This is a genomic window from Psychrobacter sp. WY6 (assembly GCF_018448495.1).
Classification (GTDB): Bacteria; Pseudomonadota; Gammaproteobacteria; order Pseudomonadales; family Moraxellaceae; genus Psychrobacter.
In genome coordinates this window covers 3,264,650-3,291,351 of record NZ_CP049902.1, presented here as the reverse complement: position 1 = coordinate 3,291,351, position 26,702 = coordinate 3,264,650, and the positions used below count along the sequence as shown (strand labels likewise).

At 42.8% G+C, this 26,702-nt stretch carries 24 protein-coding genes, 3 tRNA genes and 4 pseudogenes; 21 read left to right on the top strand and 10 right to left on the bottom strand.

Going from position 1 to position 26,702, the window contains the following annotated elements; all coding sequences use genetic code 11:
• The first annotated feature begins 90 nt into the window (after window positions 1-90).
• The 5 genes from G7Y90_RS16535 to G7Y90_RS16515 all read left to right on the top strand — a co-directional run bounded on the left by G7Y90_RS16535 (window position 91) and on the right by G7Y90_RS16515 (window position 2,763).
• Window positions 91-1,281 (top strand): type I glyceraldehyde-3-phosphate dehydrogenase, encoded by a 1,191-nt coding sequence (locus G7Y90_RS16535; RefSeq protein WP_250162960.1) that lies wholly within the window; start codon window positions 91-93, stop codon window positions 1,279-1,281.
• A gap of 162 nt (window positions 1,282-1,443) precedes the next feature.
• Window positions 1,444-1,534: transfer RNA gene (locus G7Y90_RS16530), tRNA-Ser, on the top strand.
• A gap of 83 nt (window positions 1,535-1,617) precedes the next feature.
• A tRNA-Ser gene (locus tag G7Y90_RS16525) sits at window positions 1,618-1,708 on the top strand.
• Window positions 1,709-1,970: 262 nt separating this feature from the next.
• Complete coding sequence (locus G7Y90_RS16520; protein WP_250162959.1) at window positions 1,971-2,243, top strand: hypothetical protein; 273 nt, start codon at window positions 1,971-1,973, stop codon at window positions 2,241-2,243.
• Between the two features lie 244 nt (window positions 2,244-2,487).
• Complete coding sequence (locus G7Y90_RS16515; RefSeq protein ID WP_250162958.1) at window positions 2,488-2,763, top strand: hypothetical protein; 276 nt, start codon at window positions 2,488-2,490, stop codon at window positions 2,761-2,763.
• Window positions 2,764-2,883: 120 nt separating this feature from the next.
• Here the strand turns inward: G7Y90_RS16515 and G7Y90_RS16510 are convergent, their stop codons facing one another.
• The 3 genes from G7Y90_RS16510 to G7Y90_RS16500 all read right to left on the bottom strand — a co-directional run bounded on the left by G7Y90_RS16510 (window position 2,884) and on the right by G7Y90_RS16500 (window position 4,736).
• The gene (locus G7Y90_RS16510) at window positions 2,884-3,618 is read right to left on the bottom strand and encodes a hypothetical protein (protein WP_201605054.1); all 735 of its coding nucleotides are present in this window, start codon (window positions 3,616-3,618) and stop codon (window positions 2,884-2,886) included.
• Window positions 3,619-3,944: 326 nt separating this feature from the next.
• Window positions 3,945-4,286 (bottom strand): hypothetical protein, encoded by a 342-nt coding sequence (locus tag G7Y90_RS16505; protein ID WP_055125114.1) that lies wholly within the window; start codon window positions 4,284-4,286, stop codon window positions 3,945-3,947.
• 374 nt (window positions 4,287-4,660) lie between these two features.
• A tRNA-Asn gene (locus tag G7Y90_RS16500) sits at window positions 4,661-4,736 on the bottom strand.
• A 517-nt stretch (window positions 4,737-5,253) separates the two neighbouring features.
• Here G7Y90_RS16500 and G7Y90_RS16495 point away from each other — a divergent pair.
• From G7Y90_RS16495 to G7Y90_RS16420, 16 genes and pseudogenes are all read left to right on the top strand, one after another.
• Window positions 5,254-5,598 (top strand): DMT family transporter, encoded by a 345-nt coding sequence (locus tag G7Y90_RS16495; RefSeq protein ID WP_055125113.1) that lies wholly within the window; start codon window positions 5,254-5,256, stop codon window positions 5,596-5,598.
• Window positions 5,599-5,605: 7 nt separating this feature from the next.
• A complete protein-coding gene (locus G7Y90_RS16490; RefSeq protein WP_250162957.1) occupies window positions 5,606-5,773 on the top strand; it encodes a TetR family transcriptional regulator in 168 nt (55 codons plus the stop codon).
• Window positions 5,754-6,170 (top strand): TetR/AcrR family transcriptional regulator, encoded by a 417-nt coding sequence (locus tag G7Y90_RS16485; RefSeq protein WP_250162956.1) that lies wholly within the window; start codon window positions 5,754-5,756, stop codon window positions 6,168-6,170. The genes G7Y90_RS16490 and G7Y90_RS16485 overlap by 20 nt, the downstream gene beginning before the upstream one ends.
• Window positions 6,171-6,341: 171 nt before the next feature.
• A complete protein-coding gene (gene betB, locus G7Y90_RS16480; RefSeq protein ID WP_250162955.1) occupies window positions 6,342-7,856 on the top strand; it encodes a betaine-aldehyde dehydrogenase in 1,515 nt (504 codons plus the stop codon).
• A gap of 117 nt (window positions 7,857-7,973) precedes the next feature.
• A pseudogene (gene betA, locus G7Y90_RS16475) lies at window positions 7,974-9,679 on the top strand (choline dehydrogenase).
• A gap of 276 nt (window positions 9,680-9,955) precedes the next feature.
• Window positions 9,956-12,001, top strand: coding sequence for a choline BCCT transporter BetT (betT, locus tag G7Y90_RS16470; protein WP_250162954.1), 2,046 nt, complete (start codon window positions 9,956-9,958; stop codon window positions 11,999-12,001).
• 191 nt (window positions 12,002-12,192) lie between these two features.
• The gene (locus tag G7Y90_RS16465; RefSeq protein ID WP_045447188.1) at window positions 12,193-12,684 is read left to right on the top strand and encodes a M48 metallopeptidase family protein; all 492 of its coding nucleotides are present in this window, start codon (window positions 12,193-12,195) and stop codon (window positions 12,682-12,684) included.
• A gap of 161 nt (window positions 12,685-12,845) precedes the next feature.
• The gene (locus G7Y90_RS16460) at window positions 12,846-13,334 is read left to right on the top strand and encodes a DsrE family protein (RefSeq protein WP_250162953.1); all 489 of its coding nucleotides are present in this window, start codon (window positions 12,846-12,848) and stop codon (window positions 13,332-13,334) included.
• 200 nt (window positions 13,335-13,534) lie between these two features.
• Entirely contained in the window at window positions 13,535-13,981 is a 447-nt protein-coding gene (locus G7Y90_RS16455) for a tetratricopeptide repeat protein (RefSeq protein ID WP_250162952.1), read from the top strand.
• Window positions 13,982-13,997: 16 nt separating this feature from the next.
• Window positions 13,998-15,191 (top strand): flavin monoamine oxidase family protein, encoded by a 1,194-nt coding sequence (locus tag G7Y90_RS16450; RefSeq protein ID WP_250162951.1) that lies wholly within the window; start codon window positions 13,998-14,000, stop codon window positions 15,189-15,191.
• Window positions 15,184-15,720, top strand: coding sequence for an EamA family transporter (locus tag G7Y90_RS16445; RefSeq protein ID WP_250162950.1), 537 nt, complete (start codon window positions 15,184-15,186; stop codon window positions 15,718-15,720). Before G7Y90_RS16450 ends, G7Y90_RS16445 begins: the two co-directional genes overlap by 8 nt.
• Before the next feature lie 1,077 nt (window positions 15,721-16,797).
• Window positions 16,798-17,669 (top strand): annotated as a pseudogene (locus G7Y90_RS16440) (potassium transporter TrkG).
• A complete protein-coding gene (locus G7Y90_RS16435) occupies window positions 17,666-18,262 on the top strand; it encodes a potassium transporter TrkG (RefSeq protein WP_250162949.1) in 597 nt (198 codons plus the stop codon). The pseudogene G7Y90_RS16440 and the gene G7Y90_RS16435 overlap by 4 nt, the downstream one beginning before the upstream one ends.
• 57 nt (window positions 18,263-18,319) lie before the next feature.
• Window positions 18,320-19,064, top strand: a pseudogene (locus G7Y90_RS16430) (potassium channel family protein).
• Window positions 19,061-19,600, top strand: a complete 540-nt coding sequence (locus tag G7Y90_RS16425; protein ID WP_250162947.1) for a DUF3124 domain-containing protein — start codon at window positions 19,061-19,063, stop codon at window positions 19,598-19,600. Before G7Y90_RS16430 ends, G7Y90_RS16425 begins: the two are co-directional and overlap by 4 nt.
• A 29-nt stretch (window positions 19,601-19,629) precedes the next feature.
• Window positions 19,630-20,042: pseudogene (locus G7Y90_RS16420) on the top strand (PaaI family thioesterase).
• Between the two features lie 91 nt (window positions 20,043-20,133).
• On the opposite strand, the gene G7Y90_RS16415 reads toward G7Y90_RS16420, so the two are convergent.
• The 7 genes from G7Y90_RS16415 to G7Y90_RS16385 form a co-directional block, all read right to left on the bottom strand.
• Window positions 20,134-20,745, bottom strand: a complete 612-nt coding sequence (locus tag G7Y90_RS16415) for a YceI family protein (RefSeq protein WP_250162946.1) — start codon at window positions 20,743-20,745, stop codon at window positions 20,134-20,136.
• A 164-nt stretch (window positions 20,746-20,909) separates the two neighbouring features.
• Window positions 20,910-21,116 carry a phosphatase PAP2 family protein gene (locus G7Y90_RS16410; RefSeq protein ID WP_250162945.1) on the bottom strand — a complete coding sequence of 69 codons (207 nt, stop codon included), beginning with the start codon at window positions 21,114-21,116 and terminating at the stop codon, window positions 20,910-20,912.
• Window positions 21,117-21,252: 136 nt separating this feature from the next.
• Window positions 21,253-21,660 (bottom strand): phosphatase PAP2 family protein, encoded by a 408-nt coding sequence (locus G7Y90_RS16405; RefSeq protein ID WP_250162944.1) that lies wholly within the window; start codon window positions 21,658-21,660, stop codon window positions 21,253-21,255.
• 41 nt (window positions 21,661-21,701) lie between these two features.
• Window positions 21,702-22,175: a diacylglycerol kinase gene (locus G7Y90_RS16400; protein WP_250162943.1), complete on the bottom strand. Its 474-nt coding sequence runs from the start codon at window positions 22,173-22,175 to the stop codon at window positions 21,702-21,704.
• Window positions 22,176-22,467: 292 nt separating this feature from the next.
• Window positions 22,468-23,811 carry a sensor histidine kinase gene (locus tag G7Y90_RS16395; RefSeq protein WP_250162942.1) on the bottom strand — a complete coding sequence of 448 codons (1,344 nt, stop codon included), beginning with the start codon at window positions 23,809-23,811 and terminating at the stop codon, window positions 22,468-22,470.
• Window positions 23,812-23,883: 72 nt separating this feature from the next.
• Window positions 23,884-24,570, bottom strand: coding sequence for a response regulator transcription factor (locus G7Y90_RS16390; protein WP_250162941.1), 687 nt, complete (start codon window positions 24,568-24,570; stop codon window positions 23,884-23,886).
• 40 nt (window positions 24,571-24,610) lie between these two features.
• Complete coding sequence (locus G7Y90_RS16385; protein WP_250162940.1) at window positions 24,611-26,311, bottom strand: phosphoethanolamine transferase; 1,701 nt, start codon at window positions 26,309-26,311, stop codon at window positions 24,611-24,613.
• Window positions 26,312-26,702 lie beyond the last annotated feature (391 nt).

Here is a 26,702-nt window from a genome sequence, read left to right as displayed (position 1 = left end):
AGAGCCGATTAACAACTTGTTGGTTTTGTTTCATTGTAGCGCTGACTTTGTAGTGCTCAATTTTTTATCCCTTTATAGCGATATCTTTTTATGCCTGATTTTTCGAGCGCCACTTATCAATTAACGTCTGACCCAGTAGCAGCAGCGGCGTTTTATGCATCTAGTGATGACACACAGCCACTGAGGGTTGTTATCAATGGTTTTGGACGTATAGGGCGCAACGTTTTGCGGGCATTGCTAGAGCGCTTTGAGGTATTAGGCCGTGCGATCCATGTCGTGGCAATCAATGATTTAGCCCCTGCTGACATTCTGTTGCACTTATTAAAGTTTGACAGCACGCATGGTCGCCTAAGTCGCCTTGGGGTCAGTGCTGATATTGTGGCGAGTAGCAACGATGAAGCGAGCGATGACGGTAACAATGACAGCGCCACACAGCTTTGTCTGACAAAAAACAATTATACCTATTGTATCAATTTATTCTCAGAACGTAACCCTGCGCAGTTGCCTTGGCAGGCGCTGGGTGTCGATGTGGTACTAGAGTGTACCGGACATTTTCGCTCTTATGAGCAAGCACAACTGCACATAGTGGCTGGGGCGCAGCAGGTGATTATCGGTGCGGCACCATTCGATGATGTCGATGCTTGTATCGTTATGGGCGTTAATACTGATGAGCTAACACGTGAGCTGCCGATTATATCGAGCGTTTCTTGTACCACGCAGGCCTTGGTTCCCTTGATTGCGACGCTTGATACCGCATTTGGGGTAAAGTCAGCGATGATGACGGAGATTCATGCGGTCACCGCTGATCAGACAGTGCTTGATCAAGCGCACCGTGACCCAAGACGCGCGCGCGCGTCTGGTTATAATATTATCCCAACCACCTCTAGCAGTATCGCGGCGACAGAGCGTGTGCTACCTGCTATGGTAGGCAAGATAAATGGGCATTCGATACGAGTGCCTACCATTGATGTCGCAGCTATTGATGTGACCTTTGTTTTTGATACGCCCGATGTGTCTGTCGAGGCAGTCCGCGAGGCACTCAAATCTGCCAGTCAGGCACATTTGCGTGACATCATGGCTTATACGGATGAGCCATTGGTATCCAGTGATTTTATCCATCAGACTGAGTCTTTGATCATTGATGGTCAGCAACTCATGCAAGTGGGTAGTCAATACAAGGTTTTTGCATGGTATGACAACGAATGGGGTTATGCCAATAGACTACTAGATATGTGTCTACATCTGGCTTCTTATGAAAAACCTATCGTCAATCCTCTATAAAAGAGTGACCGTGTTAACCTTGCTTGAAGTATTACATATACCTCTGCATGCAGTTGCCTTGACTCTCTTTTAAACGGAATCAACGATAGCATCAAAATAATTTAAATTCGTGCAATTAATTGCTTGCATTCTTACGTTATATCGCTATAATAACGCACAAATGGAGACGTGGCAGAGTGGTTGAATGCACCGGTCTTGAAAACCGACAAGGGTTTGTAGCCCTTCGAGAGTTCGAATCTCTCCGTCTCCTCCAAATTCGAAAGCCGCAATCATTATTAATGATTGCGGCTTTTTTTGTTGCATTTTTATTTTATATCGTTATAATAATGCACAAATGGAGACGTGGCAGAGTGGTTGAATGCACCGGTCTTGAAAACCGACAAGGGTTTGTAGCCCTTCGAGAGTTCGAATCTCTCCGTCTCCTCCAAATTCGAAAAAAGCCCTAATCAGTGATGATTGGGGCTTTTTTTATGTTCAAAAAGCAATTTTTATATAGTTTCTGTATTGATTATCGTTGGATTATCATCTTTTTAATTAGTGGATTATATTGATAGACATACTCTGTGGTTACAAAATTGTGAAAAGCATCAGTTAAAAAATATAGTATATATTCTAATAAGTAAATATAATAAAGTTGTATTTAATATGCCTAATATCGCCTTGTAGCTAAATAACCTGAGGATAATCTAATGAATAAAATAGCATTATACTTATTGGCTAGCACTCTACTTTTAGGTTGCGGCGGTGATGATTCTGAGTTTAACTCTAATCCGACACCGACACCGACACCGACACCGACACCGACACCGACACCGAGCGTTAAGTTAATACCAGGCTTTTATGCAGGTAGTAACAATGAAGGTGAGCTTTTAGACGCTCTCGTAGATGACGATAGTAACTTGTGGCTTACATATATAGAAATTGATGATTCAAATAAAGACGAGAATCCTATAGGTTTTTAAAAGTAATAACTCAGTATTAATTAGTAATAGTAAATTTAATGTTCCAGCAAAAAATTATTCTTTTGATAGTCGTCCTTCCCGTGATATTAACGTTAGTGGAGATTATAAGTTAGGTGTTATCGACGGCAAATTAATAGAATTACCTTCAAACTCAATAGCGTATAATTTAAATTTTAATCAAGCATCATTTAAAAAGCATAACTTTAACCAGATTGATAATAAAACATTCGCAGGTCCTTTATATGTGACTAGTGGAACGAATATAATTTCTGCAACCATTAAATTTACTACTAATGGTAATTTTAATGGTGTGGATAGCAAAGGTTGTAATATGATAGGAAAGTTCACACCAGCTGCTTCAGGAAGATACTATATAAGCACTATAACTTTTGGCCAAATCAACTGTGCTGCTGCTGGAGAAACTCTAACAGGTAATTCAATATTGGATGATAATGACAACAATCTACTGCTTCGTGCTACCAATGGTAGTGGAGATATAGGTATGTCCTTTGGGAGCTAATATCAGTAAAAAAAACAATACTCTTTGATCGTATTTAAAAAATCCCAATCAGTGATGATTGGGGCTTTTTTTATGCTGGATATTTATCCTATTATTTTATAAATATTCTGTAGCGTTTTTTTATTTCATTAGCGACTCATCAAACTTAATTTCCTGCCCATTCTCCAATATCAATGTGCCTTTACTGATCATGATGGTCAAGTCTTTGGTGTTTTTAATGGCACGCATAACGTTGATGTCTTCAATACTGCTCTCGATGATGATCTTGCCAGACTGCTCTGGTTTAATAGGCGGGTCAAACTGTGTTAGTGGTACGTTAAAGCTTTTGCCCTGCGCCAAGTTAGCATCTTGCATGGTCAGTGTGCCCTTAAAGCTTTGAATGGCGACCTTGCCGTGATTAGAGAGCATAAACTGTAGTTTTACTTGATTTAAGCTGTCACTATCGCTGGTTTTGACTGGTAGTAGAGCGACAGGATAGTTCTGCGCATTGGCACTATAAGCTGGCTGACTGCTGACGATGGGGCTTTTTTTACCTGTTGGATTGTTTGGATGTAGTCGTTCGTATTCACGCTGTTGCACAAGGGCTTGCTTGATAGTGGTACGCGGCATCGCCCCCGACTCATAGGCACCGCTGAGTTTCATTCGCAACATGTAGCGGCTGAGTAATTGCTGCTCAGATTCAGGTAACTGCTCAAAAGTGGTGCCGAGTTTTTTCTGCCACTGATCTGAGTTGGTCGGTATGGTTTTTTTGGTTGGATCCGCGGTTGGCTGTGAGCAACCAGAAACGATTGGTAGTATCGCTAAGGCAATCGTCAATAACAAAGCTTTATTCAAGCGTTGATGTAAACTCGCCATCGTACACCTCCTTAAAAATCTTTATGGATAATAAAGAATGACAACAAAATAATGAGCGTTTTCTTAATATACCTCGTTTGATGAAAGGTTGTGTTTAATTATCGCTAAATGCTGTATCGCAAGCAAAATAGGCATATTTTTGTTATATGACAGCAAAAAAGGGCAGGAGACGTACTATTTATAATAAGTTCTGACAAGCAATCATGATCGGTATTTTTATTCACAATAGATATTTTTATTACGCCCACAAAAAAAAGACTGAGTGCCGTTAAGCAAACTCAGTCTTTTTTATTAACAGCAGTAACAGCTAACGACTGTTTGAATAGTTAGTCATGAGCTTGGTCATTTTCTTGCAGCTCAGATAGTGAGTGAGTAATATTATTATTGTGGGTCACGACAATAGCCTCATCAATAATACGCTGGCTGACCCCGCGTTTACGCAGGCTTTCGATGAACACCTCGTCATGGGCTAGGGTGTAGTCTTGATGATCGCGGTCAAGCCCTTGGCGAATATATAAACGAATAAGCCCTTGGATGCGTTTAAACCCCAACTCTTTTGAAGTGGCTTCTAATAGCGAAATCATCTCTTCAGACAAACGAATACTGATCGGGCGCATGATTTTTTGCGGATGATCAGAAAACTTATTTTTCACACGTACAGGTATCATAATAAACCATTATTTTTAGTGAGTAGGAGTAAAGCACTCAGACAAAAACTAACCCAATCAAAACTATCCTTACCATACAACAAAAACGCCTAAAAGAACACCGTAGCCATGCCAATCGTACTAGGGCGTGTCCTCAATTCAATCTATTAACCTCTAAATGGGCTAAAAATGGCTAAATTTTGCCAAACATCGTCAAATAGCTTATTAATATCTCGACATTATTTGTGCTACTGTCCTTGTTTGACGGCAATTTATCTCATTCTTGTCACCACTTTTAAAATGAGGACACGCCCTAAGATTGCGACTATCTTCTTAATTGAAAACGGCAACCATAAAAAAACCTTCATCAAATAATGATGAAGGTTTTTAGTATATGGCTCTCCAACCTGGGCTCGAACCAGGGACACACGGATTAACAGTCCGTTGCTCTACCAACTGAGCTATTGGAGAATAAGTTGGTATAACGATATGTTAGATAAGCGCTATTGCTTGTCTTGTTTGCGTTATGTGGGGCACATTTTAGCCAAGTTGTTATAGGCTGTCAACCTTATTATGCCATTAATTATAAATATTGTTGTTATCTATCAAAAATAACCAGCAATCCCTTATAAAGCGGGCTGTTTTGGCAAATTTTGACCGCTAAAATATTATTTTTGACTAGGGCGTGTCTTCAATTCAATCGATAAATCTCTAAATGGGCTAAAAATGGCTAAATGAGTTAAAGAATGAGCTAAAAGTGGTCAAAACCCTTATTTATGTAAGTTGGATATAAAATCTAGCGCTAATTTGATTAGACAAGTCGCCTATCTTTTTGAATAGTAAAACAATCTGTACCTCCCTCGAAACAAAAAAAATCAGAAACAGCCCTTCACGTTGCTAGAATATTTCTATAGAATACCGACCGTATGGTTTCTTTAATGTATATACATTATTAATATGTGATCAATCTGAAACAGGTAACCTAATTATGAGTCCCACCACTATTGCTTACGGTTATCTAGCCATCGCCATCATTTGCGAAGTGGTTGGCACGACCTTTTTAGTCAAGTCAGAGCAGTTTACGCGTTTGGTGCCGACCCTGATTATGGGTGTGCTTTATGCCATCTCATTTTACTTATTGACACAAACCATCAAAACCATACCGCTTGGTATTGCTTATGCACTGTGGGGCGGGTTGGGGATTGTGCTGACATCGCTCGTTGGCTTGATGTTTTTTAAGCAAAGTCTTGATACAGCAGCTGTGGTTGGTATCGCTATGATTGTGGGCGGTGTCGTGGTGATGAACTTATTCTCTAATTCTGTGGTGCACTGATATGGAAATGGAAAACGCTTACAAACGTAAAAAACAGCCCGAAGTTGTCCGGCGTGCGCTACTAGATCAGGCAGCGCGAATCACGTTAGAGCAGGGCTTATCAAAAGTGACCTTTCAGTCGGTCGCTGATGCGGTCGGGGTGACCAAAGGCGGGGATGCATCATTTCACCACTAAAAATGCACTCATTCTTGAAGTGTTTCATGATGCGATGGCGAGGTTTGAGGCAGAAGTCAATCAAGCCATGGCAGAAGACCCTGTGCATTATGGCTCTTTTACTCGTGCTTATATCAATGCCACGATTAGCTTAGGCGAAAAGGGTCAGGAAGAGCTCGATAGTCAAGCAACCTTATATGCATTGATGCTAGGCGATAGCGAGTTACGTGAGTTGTGGGCCAAGTGGGCAAATGCGCAATTAAAAAAACATCAAGCAACTGACAATACCGAAACATTATGTATGGTACGTCTAGTGGCTGATGGTATTTGGCTCTCTGATTTTTCGGGGATTAGTATCTCAGATAAAACCTCTATTCATAAGCGTTTGATAAAAATGACGCAACTTGAGAATGAATAAAATACTGTTCTTAAATGATTGCTCAAAGCAGACTTTTTATTAAAAAAGCATTGAAAGACAGGCTTGTAGCAATAGGCTATATAAATTTATTTTAAACATTTAACCCATGACGACATCATTTAGCATTAGTTTGTTTATAAGGCTTTTGCCAGTCGTTAATAGGAGCACCGCATGACAGATTCAAAAACAGACCTCAACAACTTAACAGACATCATTGATTTAGAGAAGGTTCAAACTGCTTATATTAATGGTCGTTACTTAGCAATCGACGAATCGCTTGCTACTTTTGAAGACATCAATCCAGCCACGGGTGAAGTGTTAACTACCGTTCAGCAAACGACCAGTGAACAGATTAATGAAGCGGTAAAAGCGGCACAAAAAGGTCAAAAAGTTTGGGCGGCGATGACGGCGGTTGAGCGCAGTCGTATTTTGCTAAAGGCGGTTGCGATATTACGTGAGCGCAACGATGTACTCGCGTTACTTGAAACCAAAGACACGGGCAAAGCACTCTCTGAAACCAAATATGTCGATATCGTGACTGGTGCTGATGTGGTTGAGTATTATGCAGGGCTTGCGCCGATGATAGAAGGTCGTCAGATTCCATTGCGTGATACTAGCTTTGTCTATACTCGCCGCGAGCCACTTGGCGTCGTCGCAGGTATCGGTGCGTGGAACTATCCTATTCAAATCGCGATGTGGAAGGCAGCGCCAGCATTAGCCGCTGGTAATGCAATGATTTTCAAACCCTCAGAAGTCACGCCATTGACTGCATTAAAGTTAGCGGAAATATTGACAGAAGCGGGTCTGCCAGATGGCGTCTTTAACGTTGTGCAAGGCGATTATAAAGTCGGTGAAGCGTTAACTCAGCATCCTGATATCGCAAAGGTATCGTTCACGGGTGGCGTACCAACGGGTAAAAAAGTGATGGCGAGTGCGGCATCTTCGTCGCTGAAAGACGTAACCTTGGAGCTTGGCGGTAAGTCGCCCTTGATTATATTTGATGATGCGGATATCGATACCGCCGCTGATATCGCGATGATGGCGAACTTCTATAGCAGTGGTCAGGTCTGTACCAATGGCACGCGTGTGTTTATCCCTAAAGCCTTACAAGCTAAGTTTGAAGAAGCCATATTATTGCGTGTCGAGCGTATTAAATTGGGCGATCCGATGGATGAGAACATCAACATGGGTCCATTGGTCAGCTTCCCACATATGGAAAGAGTGCTTGGTTATATCGAGCAAGGTAAGGCTAGCGGTGCACGTCTATTGACGGGTGGTGAACGTATCACAACAGGTAAATTGGCAAATGGCGCATTCGTCGCACCGACGGTATTCACTGATTGCACCGATGAAATGACTATTGTACGTGAGGAAATATTTGGCCCAGTGATGTCGATATTGACTTATGAGACTGAAGAAGAAGTGATTCGCCGCGCCAATGATACCGAGTATGGTTTGGCAGCTGGGGTCGTGACCGCTGATTTGACCCGAGCGCATCGCGTGATTGCACAGATTGAAGCGGGTATCTGCTGGTTAAATACGTGGGGCGAGTCGGCTGCACAAATGCCAGTGGGTGGTTATAAGCACTCAGGTATTGGCCGCGAAAACGGCATTGAAGCCCTTGAGCATTATACGCAGACCAAATCTATCCAAGTAGAGCTTGGTAAGTTTGAATCGGTATTTTAATCACTTGTGCTGTGAAATTTTTAAAACGGTAAGGCTGAATTATTAGGACTAATTTGTCCTTTTGGCACCGCCTTACTGATATGAAATGATGGATTTTTTAATATTATGGAGCGTTTTATGACATCAACCACACCTGAATATGACTACATCATCGTCGGCGCAGGCTCAGCAGGCAATGTGCTGGCCACCCGTTTGACCGAAGATGCCAACATTAAGGTGTTGCTGTTAGAGGCGGGTCGTCCAGACCATCGCTTAGACTTTCGTACTCAGATGCCAGCGGCGCTCGCCATGCCGTTACAAGGCACGACTTATAACTGGGGCTACAAAACAGACCCTGAGCCCTATATGAATAACCGCGTCATGGATTGTGGTCGTGGTAAAGGGTTAGGTGGCTCGTCTCTGATTAATGGGATGTGTTATATCCGTGGTAATGCCTTGGATTTTGACGATTGGTCTGAGATTAAAGGTTTAGAAGACTGGACGTATTTGGACTGCCTGCCTTATTTCAAAAAGTTAGAAAATCGCGACGCTGGTGATGACTGACTATCATGGCGTCGGTGGTCCCGTCGAGATGACCACTTCAAAACCAGGGGTCAATCCGCTGTTCCAAGCGATGATCGAAGCAGGCGTGCAAGCAGGTTATCCAAGCACGGATGATTTAAACGGCTATCAACAAGAAGGCTTTGGGCCGATGGATCGCTTTGTCACGCCTAATGGTCGCCGCGCCTCAACGGCACGTGGGTATTTGGACCGTGCTAAACCACGCAGCAATATCACCATTTTGACGGGTGCATTGACCGATGTAATATTGTTCGATGGTAAGCGTGCTATCGGTGTCAAAGTAGAGCATCAAGGTCAAACTAAGAACTTTCGTGCCTCTCGTGAAGTGATTGTCTCCTCTGGTGCGATTGCCTCGCCGCAATTATTGCAGCGCTCTGGTATTGGTCCTGGTCAATGGCTCAAAGATTTGGGTGTCAACGAAATTCTAGATTTACCAGGTGTGGGTAATAACCTGCAAGACCATTTAGAGCTGTATATGCAGTACGAATGTAAGCTGCCAGTGTCGATTGCGCCTGCCAATAAATGGTGGAATAAGCCCGCTATCGGTGCCGAATGGTTGTTCAATGGCACAGGGCTGGGCGCCTCAAATCAGTTTGAAGGGGGCGGTTTCATTCGCACCGATGAGAAGTTTACCCATCCTAATATCCAGTACCACTTCTTGCCATTAGCAGTGCGCTACGATGGTCGCAGTGCCGTGAAGTCGCACAGTTTCCAAGCGCATGTAGGGTCATTACGCTCGCCAAGTCGTGGTCGCGTCAAGCTAACTTCGAAAGACCCAAGCGCCCATCCAAGTATCTTATTTAACTATATGTCGCACGACCAAGACTGGCACGAGTTCCGTGCGTGCGGCAATGCGTATCACCCGTGAGATTATGCATCAGCCAGCGCTCGACCCTTATCGTGGTCGCTCGATCGCGCCAACCGATGACTTGGTGACTGATGCTCAGCTCGACGAATATGTCCGTAATCATAGTGAAACGGCTTATCATCCGTCTTGTACCTGTGCGATGGGTGAAGGTAATGATTCGGTCGTCAATGGCGAAGGACTCGTACACGGCATCGATGGCTTGCGCGTCGTTGATGCGTCGATTATGCCAAATATCATCAGTGGCAATTTAAACGCCACCACCATTATGCTTGCCGAAAAAATCGTTGATAAGATGCGTGGCAAGCAGCTACCACGCTCGACCGTAGATTATTACGTTGCCAATGGTGCACCGCTTAGAGTCGAGCCGATGCGCGCATATGGCTCTGCTGTCTAAGCGACTGATGAACTATTTATTCAATAATCATATAAGAGAATCTCATCAAAAAGACCTTTCCACGCAAAGGTCTTTTTCATCAGCGCTAACGTATTAAGTATTTTTAATACTGTTGTGGCTGCCTTTGATTGTCATTTAAATTTTTTATTTACATCACAATTTTTATTTACATCACAATTTTTATTTATTGGTACTGCTTTGTGCGTCATACAGTCATCAAGTTATGACGGACAAATCAATATCAGACCCTGTTTAATTTACCTATTGAGGTCTTTTATGTACAGCTCGCCATCAAAAGATGCGACGAAACCCCTGACTCTAAACAAGACGGTTTTTTTAGGTTCAGCTATTATTTCTATTTTATTAATTATCTGGACGATTGCGTTTCCAGATTATAGTGAGGCACTATTAAGCTCAAGCATGGCATGGGTATCAGAGAGTTTTGGCTGGTATTACATGCTGGTGGTTGCCGCTTATAGTATATTTGCACTATTTGTTGGTTTTTCTAAATACGGCGATATCAAGCTTGGGCAAGATCACGAAAAAGCCCAGTTTCCTTTCCTAGCATGGGCGGCGATGCTGTTCTCCGCTGGTATCGGCATCGATTTATTGTTTTTTGGTGCGTCTGAGCCGTTGATGCATTATCTGACGCCGCATACTGGGTTAGAGCCTGCCAGTGCAGAAGCGATGCGCGAAGCACTTGCGCAAACTTTTTTACATTGGGGGCTACATGGTTGGGGTATTTATGCACTAATCGGTATGGCATTGGCGTACTTTGCGTATCGTAAAAACATGCCATTGGCACTGCGTTCACCACTGACGCCTATCTTTGGTGAGCGTTTGATTAAGGGCTGGCTTGGCGATGGTATTGATACCTTTGGTGTTGTTTGCACCTTAATGGGTATCGCCACCAGCTTAGGCATTGGGGTATTGCAGGCCAATGCGGGTTTGACTCATGTTTTCGGTATCGAGTCTAGCAAAATGGTACAGAGCCTGATTATCTTAGGGGTGGTTGTTGCTGCGGCTATCTCTGCGATGACGGGTGTTGAAAAAGGCGTACGCCGTTTATCTGAATTTAATATGCTATCGTCGATATTGCTATTAATCGCCATATTGGTGATGGGTAATACAGTGTATTTGCTGAATACCTTTACCCAAAATATTGGTCAATATTTCCAAACCATTCTCTTTAAAACTTTCGATGTATATGCCTATGACGGTACTGCTGGTGCCGATTGGAAGTCAGGCTGGACGATATTTTTCTGGGCATGGTGGGTCGCTTGGGCACCATTTGTTGGTCTATTTATCGCGCGTATTAGCCGTGGTCGTACCTTACGTGAGTTTGTCTTTGGCGTGATGTTTATTCCGCTGGGTTTCATTTTTGCCTGGTTCTCTATCTTTGGTAATTCGGCGATAGACTTGGTTGCTAATGGGGCAACTGAGCTTGGCGAAATCGCCGTCAATGATGCCGCGATGGGTATGTTTGCCTTGTTTGAGTATTTTCCTTACAGTGACGTTTTATCATTCGCTGGTGTGGTCATTGGTTTAGTATTCTTTGTGACTTCAGCGGACTCAGGCGCTTTAGTATTAGCGAATTTGAGCTCACGTGGCATGACTAATGACACTGACGCTCCTGTTTGGTTGCGCCTGTTTTGGGCAGCAGCAACAGGTCTTATCACTTTGGGATTATTATTCGCTGGTGGCTTTGCCTCATTGCAGTCAGTATCTGTGATTGCTGGTTTGCCATTCTCGCTTATCCTTGTGCTCTATATGGTGTCGATGTGGAGATCATTAAAAGAAGAAGGCAATAAACGTAAGGCCAGTACGATTGGTACGGCTAATGTGCTGGATAGTGGTAAGAGCTGGAGAGCACGCTTGCAACGCATTGTCAGTTTCCCTAGACATGCACAAGTTGAACGCTTTTTACAAAATGTGGTTAGACCTGCCATGACAGAAGTTGAAAAAGAATTTGCGGCAGGCGGTCTAAAAACCTCTTTGGACATCCGTAACCCTGAACATATCGGACAAGATATAGATGAAGGCATGGATGAGAGTAGCGGTCAAATAGATGGTCTGAAATTACGGGTTGGACATGGTAATGAAGACGACTTTATTTATGAAGTGAATTTGATTAAAGCGGAGCGTCCTAACTTTACATTAAGCACATCAACTAAGAATGCAGAGTACTATTACCGTGCGGAAGTGTTCTTAAGTGAAGGCTCTCAAGAGTATGACTTGGTTGGTTACTCCAAAGAGCAAGTGTTGGTCGATATCTTAAATCAGTACGAGCGCCATTTGCAGTATCTACATTTAGAGCGTTAATTGATTTATCAACACGTCCTGAATATTTAAGTAAAAACACTTAAGTAAAAACATCGTAACAAACAACCCCATAAGTTGAATGCAGCTTGTGGGGTTTGTTTTATGAAAAATAAAATCAGTAGATATAGGGTAAAATATATAAAGATACGTTTCGGATTATCAGTTTCGAAATATTAGCAAAGGATAAGTTTGTGACCACATTAAAGTATATCGCTCATTATTCTGAGCAAGTGCAGACCCAAGCGGCATTGCTGATTAGCGATGGTAAATTAGGCGCATATCTAGAAAAAAAGTATCCCACTCAGCACCAAATAAAAAGTGATAAGGCGCTTTATCAGTATATCAATGAGATAAAAAACCAATATATGCGCAAAGTGGGACAGTTATCAAATGTCAGCTATAGCAGTAAATTAACGGTTCTCAAACATGCGCTAGGTATTCATACCACCCAGTCTCGCATACAGGGCAGTAAGCTAAAATCGCATAACAGCATCACGGTAGCGAGCTTATTTCAAGAAGCACCGCCTGAGTTTCTGCGCATGATTGTCGTGCATGAGTTGGCGCATTTTAAAGAGCATGAGCACAACAAAGCGTTTTATCAATTATGCTGTCATATGGAGCCTGAGTATCATCAGTTTGAGCTTGATACGCGGTTGTGGTTGCACTGGCGCGAATTGAGTTGATCGCAGTGCTGTATTCTTTTCTTCTCAAAATGAGGACACGCCACAGATTGTATTTCTTATCATAACTTTCTTATCAAATAATATTATACATTTTATTAATATATTTTAGTGTATAGTTTAATGACGATGATTTTAATGATTGTTGATAAATGGAGAGAGAGATGATGAAACGGATAGTTGCTACTGCACTTGCTATAAGCGCCGCCTCACTGATGGTTGTCTGTACAGCGACCAATGCTATGTCACAAAAGAGTGACGTCATTCCAGAGAATAAAAAACCGACGCTATCGGTGTTGATAAATGTGACCTCAGAGGATGCTCAAGTGCAGCTGATGTCGATGGTACTGACCATGCAATCCGCGCAGCAAGGTGCCAATACTCGAGTATTGCTCTGCGGTCCAGCCGGTGATATGGCACTCCGTGATGCGCCAAAAAGTGTGACCACAGCGCAACCGCCTAAAAATATGAGCCCACAGGGTTTGATGCAAATGGTGATGAAGAATACCAATACTAAGGTTGAGGTTTGCGCACTCTATCTACCGGGTAAGGGTATTGACCAGTCGGCACTGATTGATGGCGTGAGTGCTGCTGATCCTGCTGATATCGGAGCGCTAATGGTCGATCAAACCACCAAGATAATGAGCTTTTAGGCAGATAAAAAATAATTAGTAGTTTGATGAATAAAAAGGGTGTGATATCGACTATCGCATCCTTTTTTTGTGTCAGTCATTTTGGCTAGTGGAATTGCGTTATAATCCCAGCTAAGTACTGTTTACCAAGTAATATTCGCCAAGTACTATTGGCTGAAAAACAAGTACTATAGATCCTAATTCATAAAAGGTTATGAGCAATGATTAATACCAAAATTTATAAAGCAATTTATACTTTAGCTGAAGAGTTATTGGAAGCTGATCATATAGGCAATCAAGCAGCATTTGATGGGTTTTATGCTGAATTAGAAGCCATTTGTAACGATAATGAAAATACCGATAAAGACCATCCAGAACAGTGGGAAACGCTTGCTGACTTTACAGAAGATTTGGATGAAGCCTTAGTTATTTATGACAAAGCGCTAGTCAAAGCCACGGCGATCAATTCAAAAGATCATCTGTCGTCGATTGCTTTTTCTATGGCGGTACTACAGCTTGAGACAGGTAACAAAGAAGCGGCTATTCAAAGTCTACAGAATGCTAAAATTACGGCTAATAAGATTGAAGATAAAGAGTTTAAGGTTGAGATAGACGAGCTGCTTACCAAGTTGTTGGCTGAATACTCAATACTGAATAGCTTCAACTAAGCAGGAATGATTTGTTATGCAAAACCTACCTATTGCAATTATCGGTGGTGGTTTGAGTGGCTTATATGCAGCGTTTTTGTTAGAGCAACAAGGTATCGATTATATATTGCTTGAGGCGCGTGATAGATTGGGCGGGCGCATCGCTGTTGCGAAATCATCAGTAGATCAGAATGCTAGTAGTCACAGTGTCGATAATGAAAAATCAAACGATGGCTTCGACTTAGGGCCATCTTGGTTTTGGCCAGAGTATCAGCCGCAGTTGAGCAGTCTTATTGAAAAGTTGAATTTACCACGTTTTGCGCAGTTCGAGGACGGCGATATGATGGTTGAACGTGCCGCCAATCAGTTGCCTATCCGTACCCAAGGCTATCAAAGCTCGCCACCGTCTATGCGTCTCGTCGGTGGTATGGCATCCTTGATTAACACTCTGTATGCGCGTTTAAATCCTACGCGCATTATCATGGGGCAAATCGTAAAGCGTGTGATCAAGACTGAGCGCTGTATCAGCATAGAGAGCGAGAGCAGCGCTGAACAGATGACAGCTGGTCAAACAACTACTTATCAAGCGCAACATGTGCTCCTTGCGCTACCGCCTCGTTTGGCGGCGGCTAATCTTCTATTCGAGCCAGCTTTACCGCTAGATTTAGCAAATGAATGGCAAGAGACCGCGACATGGATGGCGCCACATGCCAAATATGTGGCGGTTTATGAGTCGCCATTTTGGCGCAATCAAGGACTATCGGGTTCAGCGCGAAGTGCAGTAGGGCCACTTACTGAGATTCATGATGCGTCCTTGGTAGAGGGCAATGGTGCATTATTTGGCTTCTTTGGCGTTCCTGCTCACATACGCCAAAGCGTCTCAGAGATGGAGCTAAAAGCCCATTGCCGAGCGCAGTTGGTACGTTTATTTGGTGCACAGGCAGAGACGCCAACGGCTGAGTATCTGAAAGACTGGGCGCAAGATTCATTGACCGCGACGCCTGCTGATGCCAGTGGCTCAGGTCAACATGCTGTCGCACCGAACGCTAAGCCAAACATAGGTGCATGGCAAAACTGCCTAACGGGCAGCGCTAGTGAATGGTCAGACGCGTTTCCTGGTTATATTGCTGGTGCTATCGACGCAGCACATAAGGCAGTACAAGGTTTAGGTTTAGGTTTGTCTGAGCTATCGTCATCAGCGTTACCATCCAATGGGATAGTTGATGAGTGAGTCTTTAGAACAGCAAGCTTCTCGCAACACCAGCACATGGTTCATCCCTTTTGCTTGCTTGTTAGGCGGAGGAGGTCTGATTGGTATTTCTACCAATTTGGCAAAATATGCTGGTGAGATAGGTGTTACACCACTGGCATTTCTCTTTTGGTCCATCACGGGCGCTGCTGCTATTTTATTGATCGTTGCATTAATACGCCACGAATTACCTCCCTTAAATGCGCGTAGTTTTGAATACTATTTTGTGGCGGCGCTCATCAGTGTTGCGGGTTCTAATTTACTACTGTTTTCGGCTATCCCACATGTGGGTGCAGGTTTCGTCGCGCTCATTATCTCGCTTCCACCATTGCTGACTTATCTTGGTGCATTGGCACTGCGGATGGAGCAGTTTAATATCGTCCGCGCTTTGGGTGTGGCCGCGGCGCTTCTTGGTGCAGGAGTATTGGCAGCGCGTAAGTTTTCGACGCCAGACGCCAGTACTTTTTGGATTTTGATCGCGCTTTGCGGGCCAGTTACTGGCTATTGGTAATATATATCGCACCTTACGCTGGCCTGATAAGGCATCACCTAGCGCACTCGCGCCAGGTATGCTAATCGCGGCGTCGCTGTTGCTGCTGTCATTTAGTGTGTTGCCTAATTTTTCAGTCAAAATGCCGCTAGACTGGTTGCTGCTAGGTTTGATTGGCATACAAGCCGCCGTATTTGCGGGTCAATTTTATTGTTTTTACTACAAAAAACCGGCGGTCCTGTTTTATTAAGCTTATTAGGCTCGGTCGGTGCAGTTGTCGGTGTGCCAGTGGCTATTTTTTGCAGGGTGAGATGCCGCCAGAAGGGCTATTTTTGGGTGCTTCATTGATCGCACTGGGCGTTGGTTTGGTGACATGGGGCGGGGTGAAAATGGCGACCACATCGACAGAAACTACGTAAAGTTGATTATTGGGATATAGCGCTCATAAATACGCCAACCTATAGACTAATGACCCTACTAGAGCATATGTTTGCACTGCAACTATCCAAAAATGTAGCCATGGAAAAATGTCGCTATGTAGAAATGCTACTATTTAAAAATGTCATTATGCGACCCTCACAGTGATCATTTTTTATCTAATCCAACCTCACAAAACCTCGTTAAAACGTAAATATTACCGTTACTGCCAATCTATAATTTATCTACAGCCATTTTGGCAATCAGCATGGCTAGATATGAGTGTTCAACAGGGCATCATAATTGGTTACGATTATCTCAAATCAGTTTTTGTGAGTAACACAAAAAAGGAGTATAAATATCGTGGTTATTCCTATCATGGATTAGGGCGATGCATGCAGCCAAGCGTTATCGATTGTTAAATAATGTCACGATTGTCATTAGTATTATCGGCGTAGCCATTGCTTTATTAGACAGTGGTTTCACGCTGCCGATGTGGTTACAACAGGTTTTCCATATTTTTTCTGGCGATTATTTTTTTAGGCTTTGTTGTGACAGCAGGGTTACCTCTATAGCAAAAAGCCGCTGACCCTAAATAAAGTTGCGGTCTTTGACTTGCTGACCAGTATTGCGATTGTCATTTTACTGGTAGCGCATTTCACGGATTTGGTGCGCTCTGGGATGTCGGTCGCTGTTGATGGCTTCGTTGCCATTAAAATTGCCGTCTTTGTGACCTTTATTCGTGAAATATCTGACCACGATTTTAATCTTAATCGTACCTTTCTAAACCCTGCGCAGTTTTTTATTTTAAGCTTCCTGTCATTGGTATTGGTCGGTGCCTTGCTACTGATGATGCCCAATGCAACGACGCAGCCGCTGTCTTTCATTGATGCGCTCTTTACCGCGACCAGTGCTGTCTGTGTGACTGGTCTCATCGTGGTAGATACGGCGACTTATTTCACAACTTTTGGGCAAGTCATTATCATGGGGCTGATACAGATCGGCGGCTTGGGTATTTGACCTTTGTGACGTATTTTAGTTATTTCTTCAAGGGCGGTGTCAGTTATGAGACGCAGGCGAGCATCAGTGAGATGTCTTACATGCGCGGCATGGGTGATGTGGTATCGACCCTCAAATCCATCTTATATGTGACATTTGCCGTTGAGGCGGTGGCTGCGGCACTCATTTATATTAGCATTTATGACATACCAGATATGGATTGGTCTGAGCAGTTATTCTTCTCTGTTTTCCATGCGATTTCTGCGTTCTGTAATGCTGGATTTTCTACATTTAGCGCTGGCATGTATGATGACGCGCTACGTTTTAATTATCCATTACAACTGATTATCGCTACGACCTTTATCTTTGGTGGCATGGGTTTTGTCATTGTGGTCAATGTGCTGCGTTATTTACGTGATCGTGCCGAGCGCCTGATATATCGCCATGATCAGCGTTATATTTATCGACCGTGGTTGCTCAATATTAATAGCCGCATAACCTTGATTACGACGGGCGCTTTATTGCTGGTAGGTCTCATCGGTGTGATGATTTGAATATAACAATGTGCTGGCAGACCATCGCAGTTTTTTCGGTAAGCTTATCACAGGGCTGTTTACTGCTGCCACGCCGCGACACCGCAGGATTTAATACCATCGACATGGGTGAACTCGCGTTTCCCACGATTATGTTGACGATATTTTTGATGTGGATTGGTGCCTCGCCAAACTCGACGGGCGGTGGTATCAAAACCAGTACGTTTGCGATTGCACTATTAAACACTTTGAGTTTGGCACGTGGTCAGACCAACGTTGAGGTCTTTAAGCGCCAGATTGCTGACATCTCGATTCGTCGTGCATTTTCTATTATGTGGCTGTCTTTATTGGTCATCGGTATGGGGGTGACGCTCATCAGCTATGATCAACCAGAGCTTGATCTAATCAAGGTAGTTTTTGAGTGTTTTTCAGCTTACAGCACGGTGGGATTAAGTTTGAATTTGACGACAGAGTTATCAGATTTTAGCAAAATGGTGGTGTCTGTCATTATGTTTGTTGGGCGCGTCAGCATGTTGACCATCTTTATTGCCCTACTTAAAAATAGACGCCAGCGCAATTATCGCTACCCAACTGAAGAAATCACGATCAATTAAATGGTCGTAAATAAGCCATTTCATCATTAAAAAATACTGAAAAAGGTTAATAAGGTTATGAAATATATCATCGTAGGGCTAGGGAACTTTGGCTCATCGCTAGGCATGGCTTTGACCCGTCAGGGGCACGAAGTGATTGCCATTGACAGCAGCATGCAAAAGGTTGAGGCGTATAAGGAAGTCATCTCATACCATCTGTATGGATGCCACGGATGAATATACCGTCAATGGTTTACCGATTATCGACACCGATATCGTTATTGTCGCAATCGGTGAAGACCAAGGCGCAAACGTCATGGCGACGGCATTATTTAAAACCCTAAAAGCAAAACGTTTGATCAGTCGCAGTATCAATCCACTGCACGAAAAAGTGTTGCAAGCTATCGGCGTTGATGATTTGATTCATCCTGAAAAAGAGGCGGCCAATCGCTGGGCAAAACGGCTGTCGCTACGTTATTTCGTCGACTCGTTTGAGCTGAGTGATCATTTCAGTATGGTAGAGATTAGCATTCCCAAGTCGTTGATTGGTCAGACTGTTGATGACTTGCAGTTGGAGCAAAAGTTTAATATTCGATTGCTTAGTACCCTGCGCTATGAGTATTATGAAGACAGCTTTGGTCGTACGCAAAGTAAGCCTAGTATTAAAGGTTTGGCTGAGCCTGAGCAAGTATTGCAAGATAAAGACGTATTGGTCATCTACGGTGCTAACAAGCATATCAACGAGTTTCTGCGTAGTGTCGGTGTAAAAAAAATAAACATTTGCAACAGCCGTGACATGAAAAGGCAAAGGGGAAACTTATGAGTAAGCGCACTATATCCGTCTTGTTGCTTGCGACGATGGCATTGTTGTTAGGCTGTGACCAGACGCCGCAAGACCCGAACGTGTTGTATTCAAAAACATCAAGACCCCTTCAAGAGCTGGAGATGACAACAGCGGTTGATCGTAGCCAGTTTGCCTATAAACAAACCTTTTATGTGCCCATTTATTCTGATATTTATACCGATAGAGACAATCGTAAAGTCTTGCTATCAGCGACTTTGAGTGTACGCAATACCACGCTAAAAAAATCACTGTATATCAATAAAATTGACTACTATGGCACTGATGGAACCTTTATCAAATCCTATTTAAACAAACCGATTGAGCTTCCAGCAATGGCCACGCTCAATTATATCGTCGAAAAAGAAGAGGATAAAGGCGGATCGGGTGCCAACTTTATCATCGAAGTCGAAGGGATAGACGAGACGGTCAAGCCTGTCATTGAAGCGGTGATGATCGGTAATTTTAGCAATAAAGGCTTTGCATTTAGTACAGAAGGTACGCCAGTGGTGCATTGATTAAAGATAATAAAATCCAAGGAAGGGATATGTCTGCAACCAAAGAAGAAATTGTCGCCTTTATGGCGTTGGAATTTCCACAAACTAAATGTGTCATCGAGTCAGTCGGTGACAATCGCTCGACCTTATCACACGATATTGGTATCAATGAATTGCGTCCCGGTGGTACGGTCTCTGACCAGTATTGATGAGCATCGCTGATGTGGCTCTCTATGTGGCGATACTTGGTAAAATAGGTATTGTGCCATTAACAGTGACGACGAGCTTGACCATTAACTTTTTGCGCAAACCCTCAGCAGAAGCACGTATTATCGCTGAGTGTACGTTGATAAAAGTAGGTCGCACGCTAATCGTTGGCGAGGTTGCGCTTTATTCTGAAGGCTCTCGCGACATGGTGGCTCACGTAGTTGGCACGTATTCCGTACCGCCTCAGCACGTTTAGCTATTTTTAGCCCATTTTTAAAATGAGGACAGTCTCTAAAAAAGCAGTGCTATAAAAATTAATGTCATAAAATTAATGCTGATAAGGACTGCTACTGTTTGGTTGCCTCGACCTGAATGTTTAAATGAAGGTTTTTAGTGACGCCAAACCACGCATATTTATCGATATTCCATTTGGTGCGATCAATCATCGCCGTAAAATCCCCACCACAAATATCTTTCTTGAGAGTGGGATGTAGATAACAGTCAAACTTAGTCGCTGTTAAGCTAATAGGGTGGGTTTCGCCATGTAGTGTTAGATGACCGTCTACTTTTGTGACCATTGGGCGTGATTTGTCTTGGCTAAAATACCATTTGTTAGAATCAAAACGTGCCAATGGAAAGCGCTGCATATCAAAGAAGCTAGGTCCTGTCAAAGTCTGGTTAAATGCTTTATTCCCCGTATTTAGAGAGCGGATCGGAATGACCAAGGAGATATTGCCAGTTTTTAAACTTGAGTCATATTGCAGTTGACCTTGGACATTATAAAAGCCGCCCGCAGTGGCAGGGGATTGGAAGCGTTCAATGGCAAAGCGCACATGGGTGCCAGCAGGATTGATGGTATAACTGGCGGCATGGCTGCTATGTGCAGCGCTTATTATTAATGTCAGTGTCAGTAAAGGGTAGATAGGTGATCTTTGTAGAACAAAAGATAGGATGCTCATAGCTACATTCCTTTGCGGGCTATTGATAAATAAAGAACGTCGTCGATGAGCGCAATCCATGCTGTTACTCAATGTTAAGTCAGTCAGCAATAACTATTTATACATTATTTATCAAATGCTTAGTAGCTTTATTTTCATAAGGGTATCATTGTTAATTTGGCTATTCAACAGTTAAGATTGGGTTTTCGACGATTTTGAAAGCTTGCCGCATCAGGTTTTTTGCCATTAGCATTGATACTGTTGGCTTTATTCGCTACTGGGTATTTAAAAAATAGCGTTGCAAGCGCGCAGGTTATGGTCAATGATAGAAGCATCGATACTAATGTATGACTAAAAAAATGATCACCAAACAGCATCTTATACAGTCCCATCGTCCATCCTACGACCGTGACTATTTCAAATATTCTATAGCGATACTGATGTAGAGTGGGTAAAATGCCAAGCCATATAGAGAAAATCCGGCACTGGCATGAGCCGCTGGGAAGCACTTGGCAGGCGTGTTAGCGACTATATTTTGCCAATATTTAGATAAGGCAAGTCGCCACCAAACAGTATTAAATGATTGGGGCAACTGACATGAGTCACACCTTTGAGTAGCGCAATCATACTGGGAACGGCAATTAAAACAAGCAGTAGATAACTTATTTCACGCGTGGATAAAGGCGTGAGCAATTTATCGTACTTAGTATTTTTTATTACCAGATTGATGTCTGAATTCTGTTTATGTCTCAGAATTAGAATGGTTATGAGATAAATGCCAAGTAAGATGAGTAGCAATTTAGGCAAGTCATAAAAAATAAAGGCGAAAGGTTGTGTGCCTTTTTCTAGTAGCCAGTGTCCATTAGTGTAAAAAATCTCACTAATATGAATGTCTAATTGGCTGTGCTCAAACAACAGTGTCGCTATGATGGTCAAGCATAGGAGTTTAAGCCAGACTCCATTGGCTGAATATGTTTTCAAAATACAACACTCAATAATGCCATCATCCACAAGATAAATAGCAGCATTAATGCCAGAAATTGCGCCGCAGAGCCAACATCTTTGGCTATCTTTGCCAGTGGATGCTTGGCGGTCGATGTGTGATCGACACTGGCTTCGATTCCAGTGTTAATGAGTTCGACAATTAATGATAAGAAAGAAGCGACGACCAGCAGCATTTTGATGCTGATAGTGAAAGGGCACAATATAATAGCCATGAATAATATGAGATTAAGCCAAAATACTTGTCGAAAAGCCGCCTCAAATTTGTAAGCTGCTTTAAAGCCATCTAGAGAGTAACCAACGGCTTTTATAATACGGTAAAATCCTGTTTTACCCTTGGCGTCACTAGCATAGCTATGAGGTAGCAGTTGTTTTTTGCCTGTTATTGGGCTTAAAACCCCACGACTGGCAGACTGGTCTTCAAGATTAATAGGATTTGCTTTATTCATGTCAAATGCTTCACAGTCTATTAATATCAAGGTATGCGATAAGTTTCAATCATTCAATCATTCAATCATTCAATCATTCAATCATTCAATCATTCAATCATTCAATCATTCAATCATTCAATCATTCAATCATTCAATCATTCAATCATTCAATCATTCAATCATTCAATCATTCAATCATTTAACTATTTAATCGTGGAAAAAATAAATGGACAAAATAAATCAGCAGATATTAAGTATAAGCGGGCAGGCATTAAGAAAACGTTAAGCTTTTTTAAAATAGAGATCTTCTCTAATGATAATTGATGATAAAGGTACTGCCACCTAACGGGTTGACTTGATGGGTAAGCTGCCAGCCCATATGTGTCATGATGCGCTGTATGATACTGAGTCCCAAGCCTGTGCCTTCTGCTGGATAATGGGCGTCAGCTGCCGATGACGATTCTGTATCCAATGAGATGTCTTTATACTGCTGCTCTAGACGCTCAAATCTCTCATATAGCAGCGGCATCATCACCTCAGGAATACCTAGACCAGTATCAGTGACGGTGATTTTTTCAGCATCGATAGTGATGATGACCTCACCCTCATCGGTGTACTGAAACGCATTTTTTATCAAATTACCCAGTGCCATTTTTAGTAGTTCAGGTCGTACGTGTGCGACATACAGCTGTTCTGCCACTACTTTACAGGTGACTGACTTATGGCGAAGCAAGTAATTTAAGCGCTGTACTTCATTTAACGCGATGTCATTGATAGACGTTGGCGGTGCATCCAGTTTTTCAGGAGCACGAGACAGCAATAATAAGGCGCTGATAATCTCCGAGGTTTCTTTGGCGGTCGTACTGATACGAGTGGCAAATGCGCTCAAGTGAGGGTCGTTTTCTAGTTGTGAGGACAATACTTCTGATGCCCCCATGATAATCGTCAAAGGCGTGCGCAGCTCGTGACTGACATCACCAGTAAATAGCTGCTCGCGTTTGAGGTACTGCTCAAGTTTGTGGTTTTTTTCATCGATTGCGCGTGCTAACACGCCAACCTCGGAGGGCAGATGCGTCAATTCCGTCAAGTTGCGATGATCTGTTTCTACGGCTTGCTTTAAGTCTAATAAAGGTTTAATGATTTGCTTGGAGGACAGCGATGAAAATATCGCTGCAATCAATAAGCTCAAAATGACTGCTACTTTTAGGGCGTTGGCAAATATGTCTTCTAAATGCTCAAATATGGCCAAAACAGGGTAATTCCCCATCACCATTTCAGTGTTTTCTAAGTAGGTTAAAATGTAGTTTTCTTTGTCTTTTTTATAATTAAAAAAATGTAACTCTGTTGTCGATTGACCATTTTTAGTGGTGACAGTGACGGGCATTTCTTGTACGGTTTGGGTGGTCTTTTGCAGATTGCTCGGTGCGTTATCGAAGCGATAAATTTTAATACCCGGTTCAGCGCTATAAATAGGCTGATCGCCTTCTTTTTCTTGGCTAAGCTCTAACTGTTGCAATAAGCGAGCTTTGACCAGCTGTTGCTCCATTCTGACTTCGGCATACATGAAAATACTGACGAAAGTGGCACACAGTAATAGGGCAAATAACAAGTAGGAGAGTCGAAACTTATTGGCAATGGAGTCGATATTAAACATGGTATTTACTTCGTTGTGAAAGACAATATGAAAGACAGTGAAAGTCAAATAAGGACATCAGCCGATGATTTTTTAGGCTTTATCAGGATCAATAATCTGATAACCGACACCGGGCAACGTGACTATCATGATTTTATCGAACGGCTTATCTACCTGCGCACGAACCCCGTGCATGTGAGTGCGCAGTGCATCACTGCTTGGTATGTCTTCGCCCCATACCTTTTCTTCCAGCTCGGTTTTGCTAACTACGCGTGGCGCGGCGCTCATTAAGGTATGCAGTATTTTGAAGCCTGTTGGTGTGAGTTTTAGCGACTTACCTTCACGTGTAATCGTATGCTCACTATGATTTAAAGACAACGTGCCAACGGTTAAACCATGCTCAAAATGATCATCTTTATGTCGGCGTATGAGAGCCTTAATACGAGATTCTAATTCCACCAATGAGAAAGGCTTAACCAGATAATCGTCAGCGCCACTATCGAATCCTGCCACTTTATCTAAAATCGTATCGCGAGCGGTCAGCATCAATACTGGCGTTTTGTCATGCAGCTCTTCCCTGAGCTTTTTGCACAGTTTAGTGCCATCCATACCTGGCAGCATGACATCTAACAAGATGACGTCATATCGATTATTCGATGCGAGCGTTAAGCCACTAATGCCATTATGGGCATTGTCTAGCTCAAAGCCTTTCGGCTCAAAAAAAGCATAAATATTGGCGACGATATCGGGATTGTCTTCAATGATGAGTATCTTGTGCATGAGTATTATTACCTAAAAAGGCGGAGCGATGATAAAGAATTCAATTAGTCACTTTAAAAAAGGTGGGTGCTGCTTTGGTTTCGTCAGTGGTGATACCAAAAAACTGAAGCAAGGTTGGCGTAATAAAATCATGTGATACGGGCTGATCAATCATGTTAGCAAGGCTACTGTTAGCAATAGTGCTGCTAGCAATGCCGTTGCCAGTCGGTGACCAAATAATCACTGGCACGTGCTTTTGTGCATTTGGCGCAATAGCGTATGGCAGACCATGCAAGTAAATATTGTTTTCGCCCAAACTTTCTCCATGATCACTATATACCATCACCACCTCATAATCTTGCTCATAGGGTTTTAATGTGTCGATCACGCTATTTAAAAAATAATCTGTATAACGAATGGCATTGTCATAACCATTGATAACTGATTGGTTGTCGCATTTTGATAGCTCATTGGTCATACAGACGGGCTGATATTCTGCAAAATCTTTAGGGTAGCGCTTAAAATAGGCGGGTCCATGATTGCCCATTTGATGCAGCAAAATAAGTGTGTTTTTAGGTGTCTCTTTCTGTGAGCTGCCTGACTTAACCAGTTTATCAAAACCATCAAGCATGCCTATATCTCGACACTCAATATCACAATCTGGATTGAGCGCGGCTGTTTTATAATCCTCAAAAGTTACGCGGTCAGCCACCCCTTTGGCACTAGAGTTATTGTCTCGCCAAACGACATTGACGCCTTGCTTGTGTAGCGTATCAAGCACGTTTTCATTGTAGTTAGCGCTATCAGGGTCATAATTTTTTCTATTGGCGTAGCTAAACATGCAGGGTACTGAATAGGCGGTGGATGTGCCGCATGACGAGGCGTCTTTAAAGCTGTAAATGTCTGATTGTTTTGAAAGCAAAGGCGTGGTGTTGCGCTCGTAACCATTTAAGCCAATATGGTCAGCTCGAACGGTTTCTCCTACTACAAATACCATCAACTTAGGTTTTACAGCGCTGTTGCTAGTGTTGCTGCGTTTTGCATCTGTGGCATGAGGGATTAGCGTATCGGGACGACGGCGCTCAGCGATATAATCAGTACCCAGTTTGATAACAGAGTAAACAGGGGTAATAGGATTGACATAACTACGGACTATTTTGTGCTGGCGAAAAAAGCTGGCGTATTGGTCACCAAATGGTACCAGACACACCGCTACCAATACGATAGGTAATAATAGGGTGACTGATTTTTGAAGGGTTGCTTGTTGCCAAGACAATCGCTTTAGACGAATGTTACCAATCATGAAAGCAGGCACTATACCTAATAGAAACAGGCGAATAAATAGACTGGGTGCCATTAATCCCATGGCTTCTGCTTGATCGGTTTGTAAGCCGTTAATGAGCATATCACGATTAAATATCGTCCCGTAGGCGTCGGTAAAGTAACCACAGATGGCTGCAATCAGCACCATTATGATGAGCACTACTTTTGCCGTTGAGCGATAACACAGCAGTGACAACACCAACCACATCAGCCCAAATAATAAGCCTATGATGGAAAAAATAAAGCCCGTGTTTGTGCTCAATGGATAAACGCTGAGTACTTGCTCAAAAAAGCCAATATTCGCCGTCGCTACTAAGTACAGAGCAACGACTATGATCAGATGATTGAGATTGATCTCACGATCATATAGCTTGCTTAGTGAGTGGCTTTTTTTATTGGCTTTGGGCGCATCGATTTTGGCGGCTTGAGATATTGACATACAAGTACTTCTCAACAGGATGGTAAGGAGTGTAATGCCTTACAGTAACAAGTACGCTGTTAAGAAGATGTTAAGGTAGTTGAATTCAATGAGATATTAGGACATATTAGGGTCTGTTGAACATTCACAAATAGGCACTGCTGATTGATCAAATCGTTTCAGACAAGGCGCAAATTGAAGATAATGCTCGTGCCTTAGCTAGACTTGCAACACAGTATGAAGCGATTTTAACATCAGCTTAAAGAGACAGGACTCTTTTTTGCCGCTTCGTCATTAAAAACATCCGCTTAGAACGACTAAACTAGATATTTTTAATCTAAAATCGACTAAAAAATAGTCACTGTCAGTGCCGTGGTCGAATGTTCAACAGACCCTAATAACCTAAACGATG